This is a genomic window from Ectopseudomonas toyotomiensis (assembly GCF_900115695.1).
GTDB lineage: Bacteria > Pseudomonadota > Gammaproteobacteria > Pseudomonadales > Pseudomonadaceae > Aquipseudomonas > Aquipseudomonas toyotomiensis.
In genome coordinates this window covers 102100-125394 of the sequence record NZ_FOXK01000004.1, presented here as the reverse complement: position 1 = coordinate 125394, position 23295 = coordinate 102100, and the positions used below count along the sequence as shown (strand labels likewise).

Below are 23295 nucleotides of genomic sequence, written 5' to 3'. Positions count from 1 at the left end.
TTGTCGCTTACCTCAACACGGCCAACATAGCCGGCACGCTCAATACCGCCGTGTAGTAACCCATGAACTGCACGCCGATGTTGAACCCCAGGAAGCGCCCGAGGAGGCCACCAATCAAGCCGATGGTGACCACCACCAGCACTCCGAGCAGGCCACCCTCCCAGATACCCACGACCAGTGCCAGACCGATGAAGGTGGAGATCACCGCCTCGTGACTGATCTTGCGGAACACGAAGGATGCCGCCCGGTGGGCGAAGCTCATGGAAAATGGATAAGCGATCAGGATGGCGACAAACACCGCCAACATGCCGTAACCGAAGAACTCCCAGTAGTTCAGCAGGTTGTGCAGGTTGTTGACCTCACCTGTCGCGCTGTCGACAGTAAAACGCGGCGGTGCATTGAACAGCGGCGCAGCCGGCCCGGCAGCTACCGGGCTTAGCGGCAGGCCGAAGGCGATCAGGGGAATCAGCGCTTCCGCGATGTACGTCGATTCAGTTACGCCATTACGCGCAGTGATCACCGTGGTCAGCCGCTCGTATGCCTGTTTGATGCGGGCACCGATCACCTCGCCCATGATCACGGTCATGGCCACGGGGCTGAAGACGAAGGTGGCACTGGTGACACTGGCAGCCATCGCGGTCATGTGTCTCTGACGCTTGTTGATCACTCGAAACGGATTGGGAAAGTAGCCTTTCCAGCCCTTCATGTCCGGCGCCAGGGAAAAGACGCGAAAGCCATCGCGACGCATCTTCTCGCGCTCGCCCGGCGCCAGCAGCGAGAACAGCGAGGCGATCAGCGGCGCGACTGCGATACCGAGGAAATAGCTGACGGCGAGTTTGACGTCGTGCTGAGCCGTCAACGCCTGCAAGGCAACGATGACCAGCACGAATGGCAGCAGCGCCAGCACCGAGGCCCAGCGACCGGCCGAGAAATAAGCGATGGCAAAGGCCGCACAGAGGAAAACCCAGGGAGCGAACTGCTTGATCACATCGCCGAATGGCGCCAGCAACACCGCGAACAGCACCGATAACGGCACTGCGATCAGCGCGGCCATCGCGCCGCCGGTGATCATCTTGCGCAAGGCCACGTGGGGCACGCCGAGTCGGCGCAAGTAGTTGGCGTCCCCGATCAGCGCAGTCGCCATGGTGTCGCCGGGAATCCCCAACAGCGCGGTGGGTACGGCGTGAGTCATATGCTTGGCGACCGCCCCGGCCAGAAAGAAGGTGAGGATACCGGCTGGCGGCGCACCCAGCATCACGACCAGCATGGTCAAAGGTGCCAGAGTGGTGGTTTCATCGGTTCCCGAAACCAGACCGATAGCGGAGAACAACACCGCGCCGAACAAACCCAGTGCCAGAGCCATCAGGATTTCGTAGAGCAACCCCTCCATCACGAACGTCCTCCACTTGGCTGCAGGGATGCATGCTCATCCACCTCGGTGTCAGCGGCAGACTCACGCGCTCCCTCCTCTCGCCGCTGGGCGTCGCGAAATAGCTCGTAGAGCCCCAGATCGCGCAGCTCGGCGATCACCTCGGGCGACGTCTCCTCAAGGCGACCAAGGCTGCCGTACTCCTTGAGCAGGTCGTTGACCACTTGCTCACGAAACGCGGGGTCCGCCACATGCTCGACCACATCGCGCTTGGGTTTGAACAGGAAGGCGCTGATCGTACCGCCACCCAGGCAGCCCAGAATTCCGAACAGCATGGCGTAGGCCTTGGCCATCTGCGCCGAATCCAGAATGTCGGCAAGAATCCCTAACGCCAGTGCATAGGTACCTAGACTGACGACTGCACTGATCAGAATGGCCAGCACGAGATGCCTGGAATCCACGGTGTCGCCCCACACCTCATAGAGGTTGTTGGTATCGCGCGTGACGTCGGACGGCGTTGCGGCCGGCCTGGCAAGTTCTTGAGTCATGATGTCCCTCGCCCTCACGGGCTCTTGTTGTTATTGAGGAAGCGCTTGGATGGACGACCGCCAGGTCGTCGTTCATGGGGCGTCGGGATACTGGGCGTGACACAACCTGCCTGTCATCACCAGCCCTCCGGCGCCGTCATCGCGGACGGGCTGCCTTGCTGCGCAGAGCCGTGGCCACTCTCGAGGCCGAGGCCTTGCCCAGCGCGGCATCGATAAAGGCTCCCGCTTCGAGCAGCGCCGGAAGATCAACACCGGTCGCCAGCCCCTGCTCATGGAACAGGTAGACCAGTTCTTCGGTTGCCACGTTACCCGTGGCACCTGGTGAATATGGACACCCGCCAAGTCCGGAAATCGAGCTGTCGAACACACGCACGCCAGCGTCCAGAGCCGCCTGAACGTTGGCCACTGCCATGCCATAGGTGTCGTGGAAGTGCCCGGCCAGGGCCGTGATCGGCACCTCGCTGGCGCACGCCTCGATGAGCGACCTGACCCGCCCCGGCGTACCTCTGCCAATGGTGTCACCCAGGCTGATTTCATAGCAGCCCATGGCATATAGCTCACGGGCTACTCGAACCACATCAGCCACCGGCACTTCATCGCCGAACGGACAACCAAGCACGCAGGACACGTAGCCACGTACCGCCATGCCCTGCTCTGCTGCCTTGGCAAGCACAGGCTGGAAGCGCTGCAGGCTTTCATCGATGGAGCAGTTGATGTTCCGCTGCGAGAACAACTCGGATGCGGACGCGAAAACCGCGACCTCCCTGCAGCCCGCCGCCAGCGCGGCATCCAGCCCCTGGAGATTGGGCACCAGCGCCGTGTAGGTCACCCCCGGGTGCTGCCGAAGCCGTCGCAGCACCTGATCGGAGTCGGCCATCTGCGGAACCCAGCGCGGCGAGACAAACGCCCCGGCCTCCAGGGTTCGCAACCCGGCTGCGACCAGGCGCTCGATCAGTTCCACGCGTATCGCCACCGGCAGCGTCTGGGTCTCGTTCTGCAGGCCGTCGCGTGCGCCGACCTCTACCAGCCTTACCGCATCCATGGTCATTGACCACGCTTTTCGCGCAGCAGAACCTCCGCGCGGTCGGCGCGCACATCTCGCGCCTCGACCATTCGCTTGACCAGCCAGTCCACCTCATCGCCACGGGCACCGGCCGACAGCGCGACATTGCGCGCATGCAGGGCCATGTGACCGCGCTGAATGCCTTCGGTGGCCAGGGCGCGCAGAGCCCCGAGGTTCTGCGCCAACCCCACGGCGACCGCAATTTCGCCCAGCTCCTGGGCACTCTTGACGCCCAGAATGCGCAGCGACAACTGCGCCAGGGGATGAGTCTTGGTGGCGCCGCCCACCAGCCCCAGCGGCATGGGCATTTCAATGGTTCCGACCAGATGACCTTGGCTGTCCTTCTCCCAGGTGGTCAGGGAACCATAGTGACCATTGCGGCAGGCATAGGCATGAGCACCGGCCTCCACCGCTCGCCAATCGTTGCCAGTGGCCACCACCAGGGGATCGATGCCATTCATGATGCCCTTGTTGTGGGTCGCCGCTCGGTAGGGATCGATCGCCGCAAAGGTATAGGCATCGATCACCCCTTCGATGACCTCGGCCCCCTTGTACGCCGGCGTATCCAGCTGCTCCGGCGCGATACGCACCTGGGCGCGGGCCAGACGCAGATCGGCGAGGTTGGAGAGAATGCGCAAACGCACCTTGCCGCCGGTGAGCTGCTCCATCAGCGGCGCCACCGCCTCTGCCATGGTATTGACCGTATTGGCGCCCATGGCATCGCGCACGTCGACGATCAGGTGAGCCACCAGCATCGGCCCGCGCGGGCTATCGATGAAGGTGTGCACCTCGATATCGCGACAACCGCCACCCAGGCTGTTCAGCAGCTGGTCCTTGCTGTTGGCCAGAGCGATGATCTCGTCCTTGCTGCGCAGCAGGCTGAGCCGCGCATTGTAGGGGTCGCTGACGCCAATGATCTGTACCTGAGCACGCATCAGGGGCGCACTGCTGGAGGTCTGAAAACCACCAGTCGGCCGCGCCAGCTTGGCCATGAACGAAGCCGCGGCAACCACCGAAGGCTCCTCCACCACCAATGGAATCACTACATCCCTGCCGTTGATGCGGAAGTTGCTCGCCAGTGCGTAGGGCAACTCGAACGTGCCGATCACGTTCTCGATCATGCCGTCGGCGATTTCAATCGGCAGTGCACCGGCATCGCGGAGAAGGGCCGAGTCCTCGGCAGACAGACCGATCAGTTGCTGAACGTAGTCGAGTCGTTTCGAGGGCGACAGATTGCGGAAATTGGGCAGGCGGGAGTCGATGGACATCGGGGAGCTCTCTTGGAGTCGTTTGTTCTTGGTTGCGAAACACTATCCGCACTGTATCCATGAAAAAAGGTACAGTTTGCCCAGACACTTCACCCATGTACCCACGACCTTTTCGCCATGCCCAGACAAACCCTTGCGCAAAGAGTGGCCGACGCCATTGCCAGGCAGATAGCCGAAGGCGCCCTGCAAGAGGGCAACAAACTGCCCTCGTTACGCGAGTACATGCGCCTGCATGGGTACGCCAAGAACACCGTAATCACCGCTTACGAACACCTGGCATCGCAAGGGCTGGTAGAAGCCCGGCATGGCAAGGGGTTCTTCGTCTGCAAGAACCTCAAAGCGCGCAAGGAGGATGACGAACCAGAGCCTTACACCCGGGCGCTGGACACCATCTGGATGATGCGCCAGCAGTTCGTGCGCGACCCAGGCCATTCACACCTGGGTGAAGGATTTCCGCCGATTGAATGGCTGATGGACATGCGCCTGGACAAATTCCACCGGCAAGTGGTGCGCGGTGGCGTCTCGACCCTGTTTCGCTACGGAACACGGCTGGGCAATCCCGACCTGCGCCAACGCCTGGTGCAGAAGCTGGCGGACTACCAGATTGCCGTGTCACCACGACAACTGGTGACCACCCTGGGCGCCAACCATGCAATGGACCTGATCATCCGTCGCTACGTGGCCCCCGGCGACACGGTACTGGTCGAGGACCCTGGCTACTATCCCTTGTTCGGCAAGCTGCAACTACAAGGGGCGCGCATGCTCGGCATTGCGCGAGAGGCTGATGGCCCGGACCTGGATACGCTGGAACGCCAGCTGAAGAAGCACCGCCCCAAACTGTTCTTCCTCCAATCCGTGGGCCACAACCCGACCGGCTCCGATCTGTCCCCAGCCAAGGCGCACCAGTTGCTGCAGCTTGCAGAAGCGCATGACCTGCTGCTGGTGGAGAACGACGCCATGGCCGACTTCAAACCCAGCTCGGCGATAAAGCTGACGGCCCTGGACCAGTCCGAGCGCACCCTGTACCTGGGCAGTTTCTCCAAATCGATTTCCGCCGCCTTGCGCGTCGGCTTCATCGCCGGCAGCAAGAAACGCATCGAGGAACTGGCCGACCTGAAGATGCTGCTGCACAACAGCGGCGCCGAGTACAGTGAGCGCACCATCGACGTGATCCTCGCCGAAGGGCACTTCCTGCGCCACCTGTCGCGCCTTCAGGAACGCTTGCGCGCTGCCACGCAACGCGGTCTGGCGGTACTCGACGGTTTGGGCGCCGAGGTGTTCTGCCGGCCCGAACAGAGCCTCTATCTGTGGGCTCGTTTTCCTGGGGCAGATGATGCCAATACCCTCACCCGCCAATGCCTGAGCCAGGGCGTGATGCTTGCGCCGGGCTCGATCTTCGCGGTCGATCGGCAGATGCCCGTGGCCTGGACGCGGCTCAATGTCGCCTACCTGGACGATCCGGCCTTTCGCCGCAGCCTCATGCACCTGGGGCTAGCAGGATAAGAACGACAGTCGCTCTCGCCTGCGCACTGAACGGGCGCAGGCTTTCTGGTAGACTCGGCAACTTTTCAGGCTTCACTCGCAGATTCCCATGCAAGCACCTAGCACCCAACGCGTGATCGTCGGCATGTCCGGCGGCGTCGACTCGTCCGTTTCCGCCCTGCTGTTGATGGAGCAGGGTTACCAGGTCGAAGGCCTGTTCATGAAGAACTGGGACGAAGACGACGGCACCGAGTACTGCACCGCCATGGACGACCTGGCCGACGCCCAGGCCGTATGCGATCGCATCGGCATCAAGCTGCACACCGCCAACTTCGCCGCAGAATACTGGGACAACGTGTTCGAGCACTTCCTGGCCGAATACAAGGCCGGACGGACGCCGAACCCGGATATCCTGTGTAACCGCGAGATCAAGTTCAAAGCCTTCCTCGACTACGCCCTGAGCCTCGGCGCCGACCTGATCGCCACCGGCCACTACGTGCGTCGCCGTGATATCGATGGCCGTACCGAGCTGCTCAAGGGTCTGGACCCGAACAAGGACCAGAGCTACTTCCTGCATGCCGTCGGCGGCGAGCAGATCGCCAGGACCCTGTTCCCGGTCGGTGAACTGGAAAAGCCGCAGGTGCGCGCCATTGCCGAGAAGTACGAGCTGGCCACGGCGAAGAAGAAGGACTCCACCGGTATCTGCTTCATCGGCGAGCGCCGCTTCAGCGACTTCCTCAAGCAGTACCTGCCGGCGCAGCCGGGTGACATCGAAACCACTGACGGCCAGGTCATCGGCCGCCACCACGGCCTGATGTACCACACCATCGGTCAGCGCCAGGGCCTCGGTATCGGCGGTCTCAAGGACGCCGGCGACGATCCCTGGTACGTGCTGCGCAAGGACCTGACGCGCAACGTGCTGATCGTCGGCCAAGGCAACGAACACCCCTGGCTGTTCTCCCGCGCCCTGCTCGCCTCGGACATCTACTGGGTCAACCCCGTGGACCTGAGCACGCCGCTCCGCCTCACGGCCAAGGTGCGCTACCGCCAGAGCGATCAGCACTGCACCCTGGAGAAGACCGAGAACGGCTATCGCGCCGTGTTCGACGAGCCGCAGCGCGCCGTCACCCCGGGTCAGTCCGTGGTGTTCTATGACGGTGAGGTGTGCCTCGGCGGCGGCGTGATCGAAACCGCAGAAGCCTGGTACGAGGACGCCCGATGAGCCCGCTGCAGGAGCAACTGGTTGCCCTCGGCGCCGTATTCGAAGCCGCCGTACTGGCCGACAAGATCGCCCGCACCGGCCAGGTCAGCGAAGCCTCTATGGGCTGCATGCTGGGCAGCCTGCTGGTGCGCGATCCGAAAAGCACGCTGGACGTATACGGCGGCGACGACCTCAACCTGCGTGACGGTTACCGCGCCCTGATCAGCTCGCTGGAACGTAATCCATCCGCTCTGCAGCGCGAGCCGCTGCGCTATGCGCTGGCGATGATCGGCCTGGAGCGGCAACTGGACAAGCGCAGCGACATGCTGCAGGTGATGGGCAGCCGGCTGGATCAGATCCAGCAACAGGTCGAGCATTTCGGCCTGGTCCATGACAACGTCATCGCCGCCTGCGGCGGCCTGTACCAGGACACCATCAGCACCTTCCGCCAGCGCATTCAGGTGCACGGCGACATGCGCTTCCTGCAGCAGCCGAACAACGCGGCAAAAATCCGCGCCCTGCTGCTTGCCGGCATCCGCTCGGCGCGCCTCTGGCGTCAGCTCGGCGGCCACCGCTGGCAGTTGGTGTTCAGCCGCAGCAAGCTGCTCAAAGAACTCTACGAACTGACGCGAAGCTGACCATGGAGCCCGCCAGCCGCAGCGTAAAACCCCTTCAGGGTGCCCTGCTGCTGGCGCTCTCGGCGCTGCTGTTCGCCTTTACCGGGGTCGGCATTCGCGAGATATCCGCCAGCGTCAACAACGAGTCGGTGGTGTTCTTCCGCAATCTGGTCGGCGTGCTGTTCTTTCTGCCGCTGCTGCTGGTACGCGGTGTTCGTCCTCTGCGCACGACACGGCTGAAATCCCATCTGTGGCGCACCACCTACGGCCTGGCGGCGATGTACTGCTTCTTCTACGCCATCGCCCACCTGCCACTGGCCGACGCCATGCTGTTCACCTATTCGGCGCCGGTGTTTACCCCGCTGATCGCACATATCTGGCTCAAGGAGCCGCTGACGCGGCGTATGCTGATCAGCAGCCTGATCGGCCTGTGCGGGGTACTGCTGGTGGCCAAGCCCAGCGCCGCCCTGTTCGAGGGGCCCGCGCTGTTTGGCCTGGCCGCCAGCCTGCTGGCCGCCTTCGCCTTCGTCTCCATCCGCGAAATGAGCGACAGCGAACCGGCCACGCGCATCGTCTTCTATTTCTCGCTGTTCAGTGCACTGTTCTCCGCCATTCCGTTGACCTGGAGCTGGCAACCGCTCGACTCCACGCAACTGAGCTGGCTGCTGGGCATCGGCCTGCTGGCCACCGCCAGCCAAGTGATCATGTCACGTGCCTACGGCCTGGCACCGCCCGGGCTGATCGGCCCGGTGGCTTATCTGGCCATCGTCTTCGCCGGCATCATTGCCTGGCTGCTCTGGGGCGAGACGCCAGACACGCTTTCGCTGCTCGGTGCAGCATTGATCTTCGCCGCCAGTCTGTTATCGGTCGCAAGACGCAGGGCATAGGCGGCCAAGCGCTGGTTTTCATGTATGATGTGTGCCCTTTTCGTCAGAGGTCGTCCCGGCACCTGAGCTAGCGCCCGCTTCATCGAAGCCAGCACGATGCGCAGTGACCCAGGATGGCTTTTCAGCCCGACAGCCCGAGAACGCCTACATGCAGCTTTCCTCGCTCACCGCGGTTTCCCCCGTCGACGGCCGCTACGCCGGCAAAACCAGCGCCCTGCGCCCCATCTTCAGCGAATACGGCCTGATCCGTAGCCGCGTACTGGTCGAAGTGCGCTGGCTGCAGCGCCTGGCTGCCCACCAAGGCATCCCGGAAGTCGCGCCCTTCTCCGCCGAAGCCAACGCCCTGCTTAACGAGCTGGCGGAGAACTTCGCTGTCGAGCACGCCGAGCGCGTCAAGGAAATCGAGCGCACCACCAACCACGACGTCAAGGCCGTGGAGTACCTGCTCAAGGAGCAGGCCGCCAAGCTGCCGGAGCTGGACAAGGTCAGCGAGTTCATCCACTTCGCCTGCACCAGCGAGGACATCAACAACCTGTCCCACGCCCTGATGCTGCGCGAAGGCCGTGACAACGTGCTGCTGCCGCTGATGAAGCAACTGGCAGGCGCCATTCGCGAACTGGCGGTGAAGTTCGCCGATGTGCCGATGCTGTCGCGTACCCACGGCCAGCCGGCCTCGCCGACCACCCTGGGCAAGGAACTGGCCAACGTCGTCTACCGCCTGGAGCGCCAGATCACTCAGGTCGCCGCTGTACCGCTGCTGGGCAAGATCAACGGCGCCGTGGGCAACTACAACGCGCACCTGTCGGCCTACCCGAGCATCGACTGGGAAGCCAACGCGCGTCAGTTCATCGAAGGTGACCTGGGCCTGACCTTCAACCCCTACACCACCCAGATCGAGCCGCACGACTACATCGCCGAGCTGTTCGACGCCATCGCCCGCTTCAACACCATCCTGATCGACTTCGACCGTGACGTCTGGGGCTACATCTCCCTCGGCTACTTCAAGCAGAAGACCATCGCCGGTGAGATCGGCTCCTCGACCATGCCGCACAAGGTCAACCCGATCGACTTCGAGAACTCCGAAGGCAACCTGGGCATCGCCAACGCGATCTTCCAGCACCTGGCCAGCAAGCTGCCGATCTCCCGCTGGCAGCGCGACCTGACCGACTCCACCGTGCTGCGCAACCTGGGTGTCGGCTTCGCTCACAGCGTTATTGCCTACGAGGCCAGCCTCAAGGGAATCAGCAAGTTGGAGCTCAACGCTCAGAAAATTGCTGAAGATCTGGACGCCTGCTGGGAAGTGCTCGCCGAGCCGATCCAGACCGTGATGCGCCGCTACGCCATCGAGAACCCGTACGAGAAGCTCAAGGAGCTGACTCGCGGCAAGGGCATCAGCCCAGAGGCTCTGCTGGCCTTCATCGACAGCCTGGACATGCCGGCCGCCGCCAAGGAAGAGCTCAAGCAACTGACTCCGGCGCGCTACATCGGCAACGCCGTGGCCCAGGCCAAGCGCATCTGAGCGACACCAGCCTCGAGGACGCCCGGCTGAGCCGGGCGTTTTTGTTTTAAGGTTTTTATCTATTTCAAGGGCTTACTGATGAATCCTGATACTCCGCTGCAATTGCTGGGTGGCCTCACAGCCCGTGAATTCCTGCGCGACTACTGGCAGAAGAAACCGCTACTGGTGCGTCAGGCCATTACCGACTTCGAAAGCCCGATCAGCCCGGACGAACTGGCCGGTCTGGCACTGGAAGAAGAAGTCGAGTCGCGCCTGGTGATCGAGCATGGCGAGCGCCCCTGGGAACTGCAGCGCGGCCCGTTCAACGAAGACACCTTTCAGAATCTGCCCGAGCGCGACTGGACCCTGCTGGTCCAGACCGTCGATCAGTTCGTTCCGGAAGTGGCCGAACTGCTGGAAGACTTCAAGTTCCTGCCCAAGTGGCGCATCGACGACCTGATGATCAGCTTCGCCGCCCCCGGTGGCGGCGTCGGCCCGCATTTCGACAACTACGACGTATTCCTGCTGCAGGCTCATGGCCATCGCCGCTGGCAAATTGGCCAGATGTGCGATGCCGACAGCCCGCTGCTCCCCCACGCCGATCTGAAGATCCTGGCTCAATTCGAACCAACCGATGAATGGGTGCTGGCACCCGGCGACATGCTCTACCTGCCGCCATGCCTCGCCCACTGTGGCACCGCTGAGGATGATTGCATGACCTATTCCGTGGGCTTCCGCGCGCCGAGCGCCGCCGAAGTACTGACCCATTTCACCGACTTCCTCGGCCAGTTCCTGCCCGACGAAGAGCGTTACAGCGATGCCGACATCCAGCCGAGCGAGGATCCCAACCAGATTCAGCGCGACGCCCTGGAGCGCCTCAAGGCCCTGCTCAATGAGCACATGAGTGACGAACGCCTGCTGATGACCTGGTTCGGCCAGTTCATGACCGAGCCCAAGTACCCCGAGCTGGTTGCCGGCATCGAGATCGAGGAAGAGGACTTCCTCGGCGCACTGGAAGATGGCGCGATCCTCATCCGCAACCCCAGCGCGCGCATGGCCTGGTCGGAAGTCGGCGAAGACCTGGTGCTGTTCGCCAGCGGCCAGAGCCGCCTGGTTTCCGCCCGCCAGCGCGAGCTGTTGAAGCTGATCTGCAGCGCCGATGCGTTACATGTGGAAAACCTCGGCGCCTGGCTGGCCGACGACGAGGGGCGTACCCTGCTATGGGAACTGGTCAAGCAAGGCAGCCTGGGATTTGCCGATGAGTGAGATCACTGTCCGTGTCGCGGACTGGCATAGGGACAATGCCGAGCTTCGTCGCATCCGCGATAGCGTATTCGTCGCCGAGCAATCGGTACCGCCGGAGCTGGAATGGGACGCCGAGGATACCGACGCCGTGCACTTTCTCGCCGAGGAAGGTGATTACCCGGTGGGTACCGCACGCCTGCTACCCGATGGCCATATCGGTCGCGTTTCGGTACTCAAGGACTGGCGCGGCCTCAAGGTCGGCGAAAAACTGATGCAGGCAGTGATCGCCGAAGCGGAAAAACGCGGCCTGCATCAGCAAATGCTCACCGCTCAGGTGCACGCCACGCCGTTCTATGAAAGGCTAGGCTTCAGGATTGTCAGCGACGAGTACCTCGACGCCGGCATACCGCACGTGGATATGGTGCGCACCAGCCAGTAGAGACCGAAATGAACGACAAAGACGACCCGGTCGAACCGATCGATACGCCAGAAGCCATCGAGCTGGCAGCCATCGAATTCGAGTCGCCGGGGCGTTTTACCGTGCACAACCCCGAGCCCATCACGCCAGATGCGGCGCGATGGGAGCCGGCCCCGTTCATACTCGGCCAGCACGAGCGTCTGGAGCGTTTCAGCCAGCCCCAACAGGCTCGAGCCCACATCCTGGCGCTGATCCAGCAGGCGCAGCGCAACCTGTGCCTGTACAGCGACGACCTGGAGCCCTGGCTCTATCACCACAGCAGCATGCAGCAGGCCTGCACCCGATTCCTGCTGAGTAGTCCTCGGGCGCGCCTGCGCATCCTGCTGCGCGACCCGACCCGCGCCGTGAAGGAAGGTCATCGCCTGCTCGCCCTGTCACGCCGACTGTCCTCCAACCTGCATATCCGCAAACTCAATCCGGATTACGCCAGTGAGGAACTGGCCTTCCTGATCGCCGATGACAGAGGCCTGTTCGTGCGGCCTGAACTCGATCAACAATCCGGCTACGCCCTGTACAACGATCCGGCGCGCGTGCGCCAACGCCAAACCCAGTTCGACCAGGCCTGGGATACCAGCATCACCGACCCTGATCTGCGGAGCTTTCTGCTATGACCCTGCGCACGCTGTTCGCCGCCCTGCTTCTCGGCCTGTGCCTGCCGCTGCAAGCGGCCACCGAGGTAATCCCACTGAATTACCGCACTGCCGATGACGTACTCGACGTGGTGCAGTCAATGCTCGGCAACGAGGGCAAGGTCAGCGCCTATGGCAACCAACTGATCGTCAATGCGTCACCGGCCAAGATCGGTGAAGTGCGCGTGTTGTTGCAGCAACTCGACACCCGCCCGCGTCGCCTGCTGATCACCGTGGAGAGCGCCGACAGCAATTACCAGAACGACCGCGGCTATCGCGTCGATGGCACGCTCAGTGCCGGCAATGCCGGAGTACAGGTCGGCCGCGGCGAAGTGAACGGTCGCGACCAGGTGCGCATCATCCGCCGCAGCACCGACAGCCGTGGCGGCGGCACCCAGCAGGTACAGGCCACCGAAGGTTATCCAGCGCTGATTCAGGTCGGCCAGAGCGTGCCGCTGACCACCACCAGTACCGGTCCTTACGGCCAGATTTACCAGGATACTCAGTACCGCGACGTGACCCGCGGCTTCTACGTAACGGCCAGCCTCTCTGGCGAACTGGTCCACGTTGCCATCAGCAGCCAACGCGATCGCGTCAGCAACAGCCGTCCCGGCGTGATCGATGTGCAAAGCACCGATACCCGCGTCAGCGGCCGACTCGGCGAGTGGATTACCTTGGGTGGCGTCAGCGAGGAAACCAGCTCCAGCGGCCGTGACGTGTTGCGTCGACACACCACCCAGGGCCGCGAGGACATGTCGCTGCGCCTGAAGGTCGAAGCGATCGACTGACACCCCGACCAAAGTCGAATCCCTTTCCCTCGCAAGAACGATGGACAACTCACGCAACCCGCGAAATGCCTGAAACGCCCACCCCATGGGCTGCCGAGCGTGACCAGCCAGTCGTCTACTGAATATGTAGTAGTTTTAAAAAACCACTACAAAACGTTTGACGAAGCATTTTCCCAGAGGCATGATGGCCTCGCTCCCGCTAGCCAGGGGTCCTGAAAAGGATCTCCAGACCGCCCGCGAAGTACTTCGCAGCGGTCCGTGTCCCAACAGCCCACAAGGCCGTACGACGAGGTTGCGACTGGAACGAAGTTGTCCTGAGGGACGGGGAAGCGTTTAGCGTCAGACAGATCGAAAGCCCAGCAGGTGCCCAAGGTTTCCACGAGCCAACCGGCCCACGCGATGCTCTCGAACTGTTCGCCACATCTCCCCTCCTCGCGGTCAATCCTCGCCCCAGCCGTATTCTCGCCGTCAAAGTGGAAGCCTCCCGCAGCCGCTGCATCCGTGCACGCATTGCGTGGGTAGTCGGTGCTCAACCAACACATTTTTTGAAGGATTGACCATGTCCGCATATCAAAACGACATCAAGGCTGTAGCCGCTCTGAAAGAGAAGTTCGGCAGCAGCTGGAGCGCTATCAACCCCGAGTCCGTCGCCCGTATGCGCGCTCAGAACCGCTTCAAGACCGGTCTGGAAATCGCTCAGTACACCGCTGACATCATGCGCAAGGACATGGAAGAGTACGACGCCGACTCCTCCGTCTATACCCAGTCTCTGGGTTGCTGGCACGGCTTCATCGGTCAGCAGAAGCTGATTTCGATCAAGAAGCACCTGAAGACCACCAACAAGCGCTACCTCTACCTGTCCGGCTGGATGGTTGCCGCTCTGCGCTCCGACTTCGGCCCGCTGCCAGACCAGTCGATGCACGAGAAGACTGCCGTCTCCGACCTGATCGAAGAGCTGTACACCTTCCTGCGTCAGGCCGACAGCCGCGAACTGGATCTGCTGTTCACCGCCCTGGACGCTGCTCGCGCAGCTGGCGACCAGGCCAAGGCTGCCGAGATCCAGAACCAGATCGACAACTACGAAACCCATATCGTGCCGATCATCGCCGACATCGACGCTGGTTTCGGTAATCCGGAAGCCACCTACCTGCTGGCCAAGCGCATGATCGAAGCAGGCGCCTGCTGCATCCAGATCGAGAACCAGGTTTCCGACGAGAAGCAGTGCGGCCACCAGGACGGTAAGGTGACCGTTCCTCACGCCGACTTCCTCGCCAAGATCGCTGCCGTTCGCTACGCCTTCCTCGAGCTGGGCATCGACAACGGTGTGATCGTTGCACGTACCGACTCTCTGGGTGCCGGTCTGACCAAACAGATCGCCGTGACCAACGAGCCGGGTGACCTGGGCGACCTGTACAACAGCTTCCTGGACTGCGAAGAAGTGTCTGCTGCCGACCTGGGCAACGGCGATGTCGTGATCAACCGCGGCGGCAAGCTGCTGCGTCCGAAGCGCCTGCCGTCCAACCTGTTCCAGTTCCGTGCTGGCACTGGTGAAGACCGCTGCGTACTGGACTGCATCACCAGCCTGCAGAACGGCGCCGATCTGCTGTGGATCGAGACCGAGAAGCCGCACGTTGGCCAGATCAAGGCCATGGTTGACCGCATTCGTGAAGTCATCCCCAACGCCAAACTGGTGTACAACAACAGCCCGTCCTTCAACTGGACCCTGAACTTCCGTCAGCAGGTGTTCGACGCCATGGTTGCCGAAGGCAAGGACGTTTCCGCCTACGACCGCGCCAAGCTGATGAGCGTCGAGTACGACGAGACCGAACTGGCCCAGGTTGCCGACGAGAAGATCCGTACCTTCCAGCGCGACGGTTCGGCCCACGCCGGCATCTTCCACCACCTGATCACCCTGCCGACCTACCACACTGCCGCACTGTCCACCGACAACCTGGCCAAGGGCTACTTCGCCGACCAGGGCATGCTGGCCTACGTGAAGGGCGTGCAGCGTCAGGAACTGCGTCAGGGTATCGCCTGCGTCAAGCACCAGAACATGGCTGGCTCCGACATCGGCGACAACCACAAGGAGTACTTCGCTGGCGAAGCCGCTCTGAAGGCGAGCGGCAAAGACAACACCATGAACCAGTTCCACTAAGAACGGTTCCTCTGCTGCGGACCACGCATCCGCAGCAGCCTGTTTGCCTAATCCGCCCCGGCTTTGCCGGGGCTTTTTTATGCCTGGGCGCAGGGTGTGTCCCGCGTACCAATGCCAGCACAAACACCTGTACTGCCTGCTCTGCAAGAGCCTTGCGACACCCGACGAAGCGGCGCCAAACAGAGGATGGTCGTTAGACCTCCGAGCAGTTTTGTGCAATGGCGCACAGACGCTGTCACTATTCCGTCGTTTTCCTTGGTTAGCGTCATGACTCCGTCGATCAGCCTGACAAGGAGCCCTCCATGCGCAATGAACAAGAGCAAAACGTGCTATTCGGCAATGGCGATGAACCGCTCAGCAACGCCTCCAGCAATCCTCATATCAATGACCTGATCGAAGCCGGCCTGAGCCGCCGCCAGGTGGTCGCCAGCGGCGCTGCGCTCGGCGTCATGGGCTTTCTCGGCGTCGCCATGCCCGGCAGTGCCGAGGCCGCGGACAACCCGCTCAAAGACCAGCTCAAGGAGCTGCTGGAACGCCTGAAGAAACGCAGCAAGCGCCTGCCGTTCAATCCGGTGGCGGTTACCCGTGCCGATACCATCACCGTGCCAGCCGGCTACAAAGCCACCACCTTCATCCCCTGGGGCACGCCGATTCGTGGCAGCTTCCCGGCATTCCTCGACAACGCCGGCAACAGTGCCGCCGATCAGGCTGACCAGATCGGCATGCACCATGACGGCATGCACTTCTTCCCCATCGACGGTCAGCGCGGCGGCGGTCACAAGAGCGACCACGGCCTGCTGGTACTCAACCACGAGTACATCGACGCGCCGCTGCTGCACCCCAATGGCCCCACCCTGGTCGGCGGCAAGCGCAGCAGCGCCGATGAAGTGCGCAAGGAAATCAACGCCCACGGCGTTTCGGTAGTAGAAGTGCGCCGCGTGCGTGGCCAATGGGAGGTGCTGCCCAGCGCCCGCAACCGCCGCATCACGGGCGCCACACCGATGCAGATCAGCGGCCCAGCACGCGGTCACGCCCTGCTCCAGACTCGCTACAGCCCCGATGGCACCGCCACCCGCGGCACGCTGAACAACTGCGCCAACGGCTTCACGCCCTGGGGCACTTACCTAACCTGCGAGGAAAACTGGGCTGGTTATTTCGCCAGCGGCGATACTGAGCGCCCGCGTGAAATGACCCGCTACGGTGTCGGCAGCGCCAGCCGCTACGGTTGGGATCACCTGTCCGGCGACGAGTTCCAGCGCTTCAACGCCACCCGCCTGGCCGCTGAGGCTGCAGGCGACTATCGCAACGAGCCGAACCACTTCGGCTGGATCGTCGAGATCGATCCCTTCGCACCGGAATCGGCCCCGGTCAAGCGCACCGCACTGGGCCGCTTCGCCCACGAAGGCCTGGTATTCGCCCCGGTCAAACCGGGCAGTCCAGTGGTCTGCTATTCCGGCGACGATTCGCAGAACGAGTACATCTACAAGTTCGTCAGCCGCAGCAGGTACGTACCGGGTCGCAGCAACGGCAGTCTGCTCGACGAGGGCACCCTCTACGTGGCGCGCTTCAAGGCCAACGGCAAGGGGGATTGGCTGGCCCTGGACATCAAGGACAAGGCCTTCCAGGCCGCCTGCAGGGCTGCCGGGGTAAGCTTCGCCGACCAGGGCGAGGTACTGATCAACACCCGCCTGGCTGCCGACATCGTCGGCGCCACCAAGATGGATCGGCCGGAATGGGGCGCGGTGAACCCGAACAACGGTGATGTCTACTTCACCCTCACCAACAACAGCTCGCGCACCGTCGTAGACGCGGCCAACCCGCGCCCTGCCAACGCCTACGGCCACATCATCCGCTGGCGTGAGCAGAGCCGCGATTATGCTGGCCGCGAGTTCGTCTGGAGCCTGTTCCTGCTGGCCGGGCCGGAGAACGACAGCCTCGACCCCAACGGCAGACCGCTGACCGCCGACAACCGCCTGGCCAGCCCGGACGGCCTGTGGTTCGACGACGAAGGCCGTCTGTGGATCCAGACCGACATGAGCGGCAGCCAGCTCGCCAGCGGCCCGTTCGGCAACAACCAGATGCTGGTGGCCGAACCCACCACCGGTGAGGTCAAGCGCTTTCTGGTCGGCCCGGTGGGTTGCGAGGTCACCGGCATCACCGCCACACCGGACTTCCGCACGCTGTTCGTCAACATCCAGCACCCGGGTGAAGGCTCGACTCCGACGGATTTTCGCAGCACCTGGCCGGACGGCCCCGGCCGCCGCCCACGCTCGGCCACCGTGATCGTCACGCGCGAAGACGGCAAGCCGCTGTTCTGATCCAAACACCTGCCCTCTCGCCCACGACGAAAGGGCAGGCCCTCCATTCGCTGCATGGACAGGCAAAACGCGACTGCAACTTCTAAGCTGCAAGGCAATCGACTCGCGCAAGGACTGCTCATGCCCCGCTCCATTCTGCTGTTCGGCAGCTGCATTCTGATTTGCAGCATGACACTCGCCTGGTACTGGCAACGCCCCAACGCCGAAGAACCTGCCACCTCAGCATCAGAGCAAACACCAGTGCAACCGGCCGCACAAGGCAGCGCCTCGCCTTCCCCAGCCAATCTGAGCCCCGAGCAAATGCACCTGTTGGCCAGGCCCGAAGTCCAGCAGCAGGAACGCCGCCTGGATTTTCATCGGCGCTACAGAGGGTTCATCGAGCACGCCACGGAACTCGACAGCCGCAGTCGCGAAGCACAAGCGCAAGCGTTGAGTGAGGGCGTCGATGCACTGGAACAGCGAGGGGAATTGGCGCTAAGCGAAGCCCTGTTGTTGCAGATCGCCCTGATCAAGGCAGTCAGCGAAGACGAAGCCGAGCAGAAGAGACGCGCTGAAGCGCTGATCAAGCGTTACCAGGCCATTAGCACTGAGCGTGAGGCCAAACTGGCGCAACGATCTGACCCGAACTTCGAACGCTACAAGGCCGAGGAAAGAAATATCGTCGAAGAAGTGCTCGGCCTGCAGAACATTCCCGATGGACTCACTCGTGATCAGTACCTCAGGCAACGCCTGCAAGAAGCTCGCGAGCGCAGTTACCAACAAACTCCGGATGGCTGAACGCGGCAACAACCCAAGCTGCCGCCGCGTTACCTTCGCGCCGCTTCAGAGCAACTGGTCCAGCAGGTAATAGAGCAGATTGAATGGTTTGTTGCGGTCAGCCACATCGCTGCTTTCCGAAGCATCCAGTACCTGCCCACTGCCATCGAGAACACTGCTGACGAAGTTATCCAGTTGCAGATTCTGCTCCTGGATATCGGAGTTGGCGAACTCGATGATGCTGGTGCAGTGGCTTTCGTTGACGTTACGGAATTGCGGGAAATAACCACCGACATTGCCCAGGCTCGCCAGTTGGCTGCGCAGACGCGTGGTATCCGTTGCCCAGCGCTGCTTGATCAGTGCTTCCTTGGTAGCCTGATTCGGCGCGTTGACGATCTCAGGGTAGAAACGCTCGTAGGAATAGGACGAATAGTTCAGGTCCTGCCAGAAATGCGTATGCCCCATGCGATCACCCGGCAGATTGCTCGAAAGCGCCGGATACAGGCTGCCCAGATCGTTGCTGTTGAAGCCTGGCAGGCGCGCCTGCAGGTATTGCAACGGTCCCTGCGCCGCATCCAGCCCCCAGGCCTGACGGATCAGGGTCTGCAACGGATAGGACGGATAAGCCTGGTTGTCGCCAGCCAGCGCGGTATAGACGGGCCCGGAATCATTGATCAGGTAACCCCGGTTTGGCGCGATGTCCTGGCGCAGGTTGGCGTAGTTGGTCAGGCTGCCCGCGCCGCCTGCACTGCATCCGGTGGTGAGCATCTGGGTCGGCCGCGGCAGATTGTCCTTCAGCCACCCCACCACCGCGCGCATGTTGCGCAAGCCGTTGTGGTGCCACACCAGCGGAGGATTTACCCCCTGCGGGTCTTCGTATACCGCCACCTTGTCGCCGGAGTAGATATCACCCGTGCAATACGGCACATAGACCATGTTCCAGTTCTGCGTCTTGACGCGCGTCCAGGGGTGCAGACGCACGACGAAGGGACTCACCAGACTGGCGCCGGGGTTGAGCAGCGACATGTAGTCGTCGGCGATACCATCGGGATTGCGCGCGCCACGTATGCCGCTTTGCCCGCTGCAACTGGCGTAATCCCAACAGGCGCCACCACCTTCCAGATAAACGATGGTATTGCGCGTGTTCGGCACTCGATTGATGAAGAACTTGTAGGGCGAGCCATTGCCGCACACCGCACCGGTCTGTGGCGCCATCTGAATCGTTTGCCAGCCGTAGTAATTGCCGGGATTGAAGCCGCTATTGAAGCCACTCGGATTGGCCAACAGGGGATACGGCGCCACACGCTGCGCAGGCGTCACCGGATTATCGGCCCTGGGCGGCGACACCAGGTTGCTCAGGCTCTGCCAGAAACTGTAATCCCCCAATTCCGCGCTGGCAGGCGCGCTCAGGGCTAGCAACAGAACGGTGGGGACAATACGGCGCAAAGACTGGACAACAGGCATGGCAAAACCCCTCATGTTGTTATTCGTACGAAGGGTCGGCATACCCAGGCAGGGGCAACTTCGCAGACCCAGCGAATGGTGGGCACTGCTTGATCGATGGCATATCGCTCTCTGGCGATTCATGCACGCTAGTACAAAATCAGCCAGGCAGCCTCACTGAATGAATAAAATTTGGTAATAGAGCAGGCCGTTAAATATGCACTATTGGAATTTAACGCGACGCTCTGCTGCTTTGGCCTTAACACCAAAGTGGCAGTGAATTGCTTATCTCGCCGAGGCTCATCAGATCTCGAAATGAGGCAGATTAGTCAGGTGAATGGCTCCTGGAAATTGCCAGAACAGAGCTGTCAGCTATAGTCCTGAAACGTCGGCCCATGCGGTTCACTGCAGAATTGCATCGATGCGACAAGTCAATCAGAAGCTCGACAGAAACGGTCAAACTGCGCGAATAATTTTTCTCTGAAAAATTTACTTACAGTTGGCCTGCACATAGTATTGTATACACACTTCGCGCCAGCGCCCTTGACGGTGTTTGGCAGCTACTAAATTAAAAGCCGTTCCTTAATTCAAGGAGTACCGGCATGCCTGATGCGGTAACGACCATGTCCCAGAACTGGGCTTTCGCTGTGTTCTTGCTGGGTGTCTGCGGGCTCATCGCCTTCATGCTTGGCCTTTCCAGCCTGCTCGGCAGCAAGGCTTGGGGACGCAGCAAGAACGAACCCTTCGAGTCGGGCATGCTTCCCACCGGCAGCGCGCGTCTGCGCCTGTCAGCCAAGTTCTATCTGGTCGCGATGCTCTTCGTGATCTTCGACGTTGAAGCCCTCTATCTCTTCGCTTGGGCAGTCTCGGTGCGCGAAAGCGGCTGGGCGGGCCTGATCGAAGCTACAGTTTTCATAGCAATTCTGTTGGCAGGTCTTGTCTATCTTTGGCGTATCGGCGCGCTCGATTGGGCACCGCAGGGACGTCGTGAACGGCAGGCGAAGCTGAAACAATGAGGCTTTGGCGATGCAATACAAACTTACTCGGGTCGACCCGGATGCGCCCAACGAGGCGTATCCGATCGGCCAGCGGGAGGTCGTCTCCGACCCGCTGCTAGAGGATCAGGTTCACAAGAACATCTACATGGGCAAGCTCTCAGACGTGCTCAACGGCGCGGTCAACTGGGGGCGCAAGAATTCCTTGTGGCCGTACAACTTCGGCCTGTCCTGCTGCTATGTGGAAATGACCACCGCCTTCACTGCCCCGCATGACGTGGCGCGTTTCGGTGCGGAAGTCATTCGTGCATCACCGCGCCAGGCTGACTTCATGGTCATCGCCGGCACCTGCTTCATCAAGATGGCGCCGGTCATCCAGCGTCTCTACGAGCAGATGCTGGAGCCCAAGTGGGTCATCTCCATGGGTTCATGCGCCAATTCCGGCGGCATGTACGACATCTACTCGGTCGTTCAGGGCGTGGACAAGTTCCTCCCCGTGGACGTCTACATTCCCGGCTGCCCGCCCCGTCCGGAGGCGTTCCTGCAAGGCTTGATGCTGCTGCAGGAATCCATCGGCCAGGAGCGCCGCCCGCTATCCTGGGTCGTTGGCGATCAAGGCATCTACCGTGCCGAAATGCCTTCGCAGAAGGAACAGCGACGCGAGCAGCGAATCGCCGTTACCAACCTGCGTAGCCCCGACGAAGTCTGAGCCGATGCTTGCCTGCGCAAGCATCACGCCCACTTTCTACGTTGATCGACAGCGACCGAGACCATGACTCAAGACACCGTTGTGTCCATACCACCTTACAAGGCTGACGACCAGGACGTCGTCGCCGAACTGCGCGCCCGTTTTGGCGACGACAGTTTCACCCTGCAAGCGACCCGCACCGGCATGCCGGTCCTCTGGGTCGCCCGTGAGCGCCTCATCGAAGTGCTCACCTGCCTGCGCAACCTGCCGCGCCCCTACGTGATGCTCTATGACCTGCACGGCGTCGACGAGCGCCTGCGCACCCAGCGTCGCGGCCTGCCGGACGCCGACTTCACGGTGTTCTATCACCTGATGTCGCTGGAGCGTAACAGTGACGTGATGATCAAGGTCGCCTTGTCCGAGCGCGACCTCAACCTGCCCACCGCCACCAGCATCTGGCCCAACGCCAACTGGTACGAGCGCGAAGTCTGGGACCTGTACGGCATCACCTTCACTGGCCACCCGCACCTGAGCCGCATCATGATGCCGCCGACCTGGGAAGGTCACCCGCTGCGCAAGGACTACCCGGCGCGCGCCACCGAATTCGATCCGTTCAGCCTGACCCTGGCCAAGCAGCAACTGGAAGAAGAAGCCGCGCGCTTCCGCCCCGAAGACTGGGGCATGAAACGCGGCGGTGAGCACGAGGACTACATGTTCCTCAACCTTGGCCCCAACCACCCGTCCGCGCACGGTGCCTTCCGCATCATCCTGCAGCTCGACGGCGAAGAGATCGTCGATTGCGTGCCCGAGATCGGCTACCACCACCGTGGCGCCGAGAAGATGGCCGAACGGCAGAGCTGGCACAGCTTCATCCCCTACACCGACCGCATCGACTACCTCGGCGGGGTGATGAACAACCTGCCCTACGTGCTCTCGGTGGAGAAACTCGCCGGTATCAAGGTGCCGGCCCGCGTCGACGTCATCCGCGTGATGCTCGCCGAGTTCTTCCGCATCACCAGCCACCTGCTGTTCCTCGGCACCTACATCCAGGACGTCGGCGCCATGACCCCGGTGTTCTTCACCTTCACCGATCGCCAGCGTGCCTACAAGGTGATCGAAGCCATCACCGGCTTCCGCCTGCACCCGGCCTGGTATCGCATCGGCGGCGTCGCTCACGACCTGCCACGCGGTTGGGACAAACTGGTCAAGGAATTCGTCGACTGGCTGCCCAAGCGCCTCGACGAATACGAGAAGGCGGCGCTGAAGAACAGCATCCTCAAGGCCCGAACCATCGGTGTGGCGCAGTACAACACCAAGGAAGCACTGGAATGGGGTACCACCGGTGCCGGCCTGCGCGCCACCGGTTGCGATTTCGACCTGCGCAAGGCGCGCCCCTACTCCGGCTACGAGCACTTCGATTTCGAGGTGCCGCTGGCCGTCAATGGCGACGCCTACGACCGCTGCATGGTGCGTGTGGAAGAGATGCGCCAGAGCATCCGCATCATCGACCAGTGCCTGAAGAACATGCCGGAAGGCCCGTACAAAGCGGACCACCCGCTGACCACGCCGCCGCCGAAAGAGCGCACGCTGCAGCACATCGAAACCCTGATCACCCACTTCCTGCAGGTTTCCTGGGGCCCGGTCATGCCGGCCAACGAAGCCTTCCAGATGATCGAGGCGACCAAGGGCATCAACAGCTACTACCTGACGAGCGACGGCAGCACCATGAGCTACCGCACCCGGATTCGCACGCCCAGCTTCCCCCACCTGCAGCAGATCCCCTCGGTGATTCGCGGCAGCATGGTGGCGGATCTGATCGCCTACCTGGGCAGTATCGACTTCGTCATGGCCGACGTGGACCGCTGAT

The 23295-nt window shown here is 62.1% G+C and carries 20 protein-coding genes; 15 read left to right on the top strand and 5 right to left on the bottom strand.

Translation table 11 applies throughout. The features are described 5' to 3' along the window. Nucleotides 1-7 precede the first annotated feature (7 nt). The 4 genes from BM186_RS09360 to BM186_RS09345 form a co-directional block, all read right to left on the bottom strand. The gene (locus BM186_RS09360) at nt 8-1390 is read right to left on the bottom strand and encodes a tripartite tricarboxylate transporter permease (protein WP_093052517.1); all 1383 of its coding nucleotides are present in this window, start codon (nt 1388-1390) and stop codon (nt 8-10) included. Next, a complete protein-coding gene (locus tag BM186_RS09355) occupies nt 1390-1917 on the bottom strand; it encodes a hypothetical protein (protein ID WP_052716904.1) in 528 nt (175 codons plus the stop codon). Before BM186_RS09355 ends, BM186_RS09360 begins: the two co-directional genes overlap by 1 nt. Nucleotides 1918-2053: 136 nt before the next feature. Further along, nucleotides 2054-2965: a hydroxymethylglutaryl-CoA lyase gene (locus BM186_RS09350; protein ID WP_074914877.1), complete on the bottom strand. Its 912-nt coding sequence runs from the start codon at nt 2963-2965 to the stop codon at nt 2054-2056. After that, nucleotides 2962-4248, bottom strand: a complete 1287-nt coding sequence (locus tag BM186_RS09345; protein ID WP_072424090.1) for a hydroxymethylglutaryl-CoA reductase, degradative — start codon at nt 4246-4248, stop codon at nt 2962-2964. The genes BM186_RS09350 and BM186_RS09345 overlap by 4 nt, the downstream gene beginning before the upstream one ends. Nucleotides 4249-4365: 117 nt before the next feature. Between BM186_RS09345 and BM186_RS09340 the strand changes: the two genes are divergently transcribed. The 12 genes from BM186_RS09340 to BM186_RS09285 all read left to right on the top strand — a co-directional run bounded on the left by BM186_RS09340 (nt 4366) and on the right by BM186_RS09285 (nt 18323). Further along, nucleotides 4366-5751, top strand: coding sequence for an aminotransferase-like domain-containing protein (locus BM186_RS09340; RefSeq protein ID WP_026088579.1), 1386 nt, complete (start codon nt 4366-4368; stop codon nt 5749-5751). An 88-nt stretch (nt 5752-5839) separates the two neighbouring features. Continuing rightward, entirely contained in the window at nt 5840-6952 is a 1113-nt protein-coding gene (gene mnmA / locus BM186_RS09335; RefSeq protein ID WP_059392143.1) for a tRNA 2-thiouridine(34) synthase MnmA, read from the top strand. Then, nucleotides 6949-7569, top strand: coding sequence for a high frequency lysogenization protein HflD (gene hflD / locus BM186_RS09330; RefSeq protein ID WP_017677077.1), 621 nt, complete (start codon nt 6949-6951; stop codon nt 7567-7569). The genes mnmA and hflD overlap by 4 nt, the downstream gene beginning before the upstream one ends. Nucleotides 7570-7571: 2 nt before the next feature. Next, nucleotides 7572-8435 (top strand): DMT family transporter, encoded by an 864-nt coding sequence (locus BM186_RS09325; protein ID WP_074914875.1) that lies wholly within the window; start codon nt 7572-7574, stop codon nt 8433-8435. A 148-nt stretch (nt 8436-8583) separates the two neighbouring features. Further along, on the top strand, nt 8584-9954 hold the full coding sequence (gene purB, locus BM186_RS09320; protein ID WP_074914873.1) for an adenylosuccinate lyase: 1371 nt from the start codon (nt 8584-8586) through the stop codon (nt 9952-9954). A 78-nt stretch (nt 9955-10032) separates the two neighbouring features. Beyond that, entirely contained in the window at nt 10033-11199 is a 1167-nt protein-coding gene (locus tag BM186_RS09315; RefSeq protein ID WP_074914872.1) for a ribosomal protein uL16 3-hydroxylase, read from the top strand. After that, entirely contained in the window at nt 11192-11617 is a 426-nt protein-coding gene (locus tag BM186_RS09310) for a GNAT family N-acetyltransferase (RefSeq protein WP_036999437.1), read from the top strand. The genes BM186_RS09315 and BM186_RS09310 overlap by 8 nt, the downstream gene beginning before the upstream one ends. Nucleotides 11618-11625: 8 nt before the next feature. Continuing rightward, nucleotides 11626-12267: a DUF7931 domain-containing protein gene (locus tag BM186_RS09305; protein ID WP_074914870.1), complete on the top strand. Its 642-nt coding sequence runs from the start codon at nt 11626-11628 to the stop codon at nt 12265-12267. Beyond that, complete coding sequence (locus BM186_RS09300; RefSeq protein WP_074914868.1) at nt 12264-13073, top strand: secretin N-terminal domain-containing protein; 810 nt, start codon at nt 12264-12266, stop codon at nt 13071-13073. Before BM186_RS09305 ends, BM186_RS09300 begins: the two co-directional genes overlap by 4 nt. A gap of 559 nt (nt 13074-13632) precedes the next feature. Beyond that, on the top strand, nt 13633-15228 hold the full coding sequence (locus BM186_RS09295; RefSeq protein WP_072424095.1) for an isocitrate lyase: 1596 nt from the start codon (nt 13633-13635) through the stop codon (nt 15226-15228). A gap of 302 nt (nt 15229-15530) precedes the next feature. After that, nucleotides 15531-17546, top strand: a complete 2016-nt coding sequence (locus BM186_RS09290) for a PhoX family protein (RefSeq protein WP_074914866.1) — start codon at nt 15531-15533, stop codon at nt 17544-17546. A 120-nt stretch (nt 17547-17666) separates the two neighbouring features. After that, nucleotides 17667-18323 (top strand): hypothetical protein, encoded by a 657-nt coding sequence (locus BM186_RS09285; RefSeq protein WP_074914864.1) that lies wholly within the window; start codon nt 17667-17669, stop codon nt 18321-18323. Nucleotides 18324-18368: 45 nt separating this feature from the next. Here the strand turns inward: BM186_RS09285 and BM186_RS09280 are convergent, their stop codons facing one another. After that, complete coding sequence (locus tag BM186_RS09280) at nt 18369-19766, bottom strand: pectin acetylesterase-family hydrolase (RefSeq protein ID WP_074914861.1); 1398 nt, start codon at nt 19764-19766, stop codon at nt 18369-18371. A 581-nt stretch (nt 19767-20347) separates the two neighbouring features. On the opposite strand from BM186_RS09280, the gene BM186_RS09275 reads away from it, so the two are divergent. The 3 genes from BM186_RS09275 (at nt 20348) to nuoC (ending at nt 23294) form a co-directional block, all read left to right on the top strand. Beyond that, nucleotides 20348-20761 (top strand): NADH-quinone oxidoreductase subunit A, encoded by a 414-nt coding sequence (locus BM186_RS09275; protein WP_024308132.1) that lies wholly within the window; start codon nt 20348-20350, stop codon nt 20759-20761. A gap of 10 nt (nt 20762-20771) precedes the next feature. Continuing rightward, nucleotides 20772-21449, top strand: coding sequence for a NuoB/complex I 20 kDa subunit family protein (locus BM186_RS09270; RefSeq protein ID WP_037055875.1), 678 nt, complete (start codon nt 20772-20774; stop codon nt 21447-21449). 63 nt (nt 21450-21512) lie between these two features. Next, nucleotides 21513-23294 carry an NADH-quinone oxidoreductase subunit C/D gene (gene nuoC, locus BM186_RS09265; RefSeq protein WP_074914858.1) on the top strand — a complete coding sequence of 594 codons (1782 nt, stop codon included), beginning with the start codon at nt 21513-21515 and terminating at the stop codon, nt 23292-23294. Nucleotide 23295: the final 1 nt, after the last annotated feature.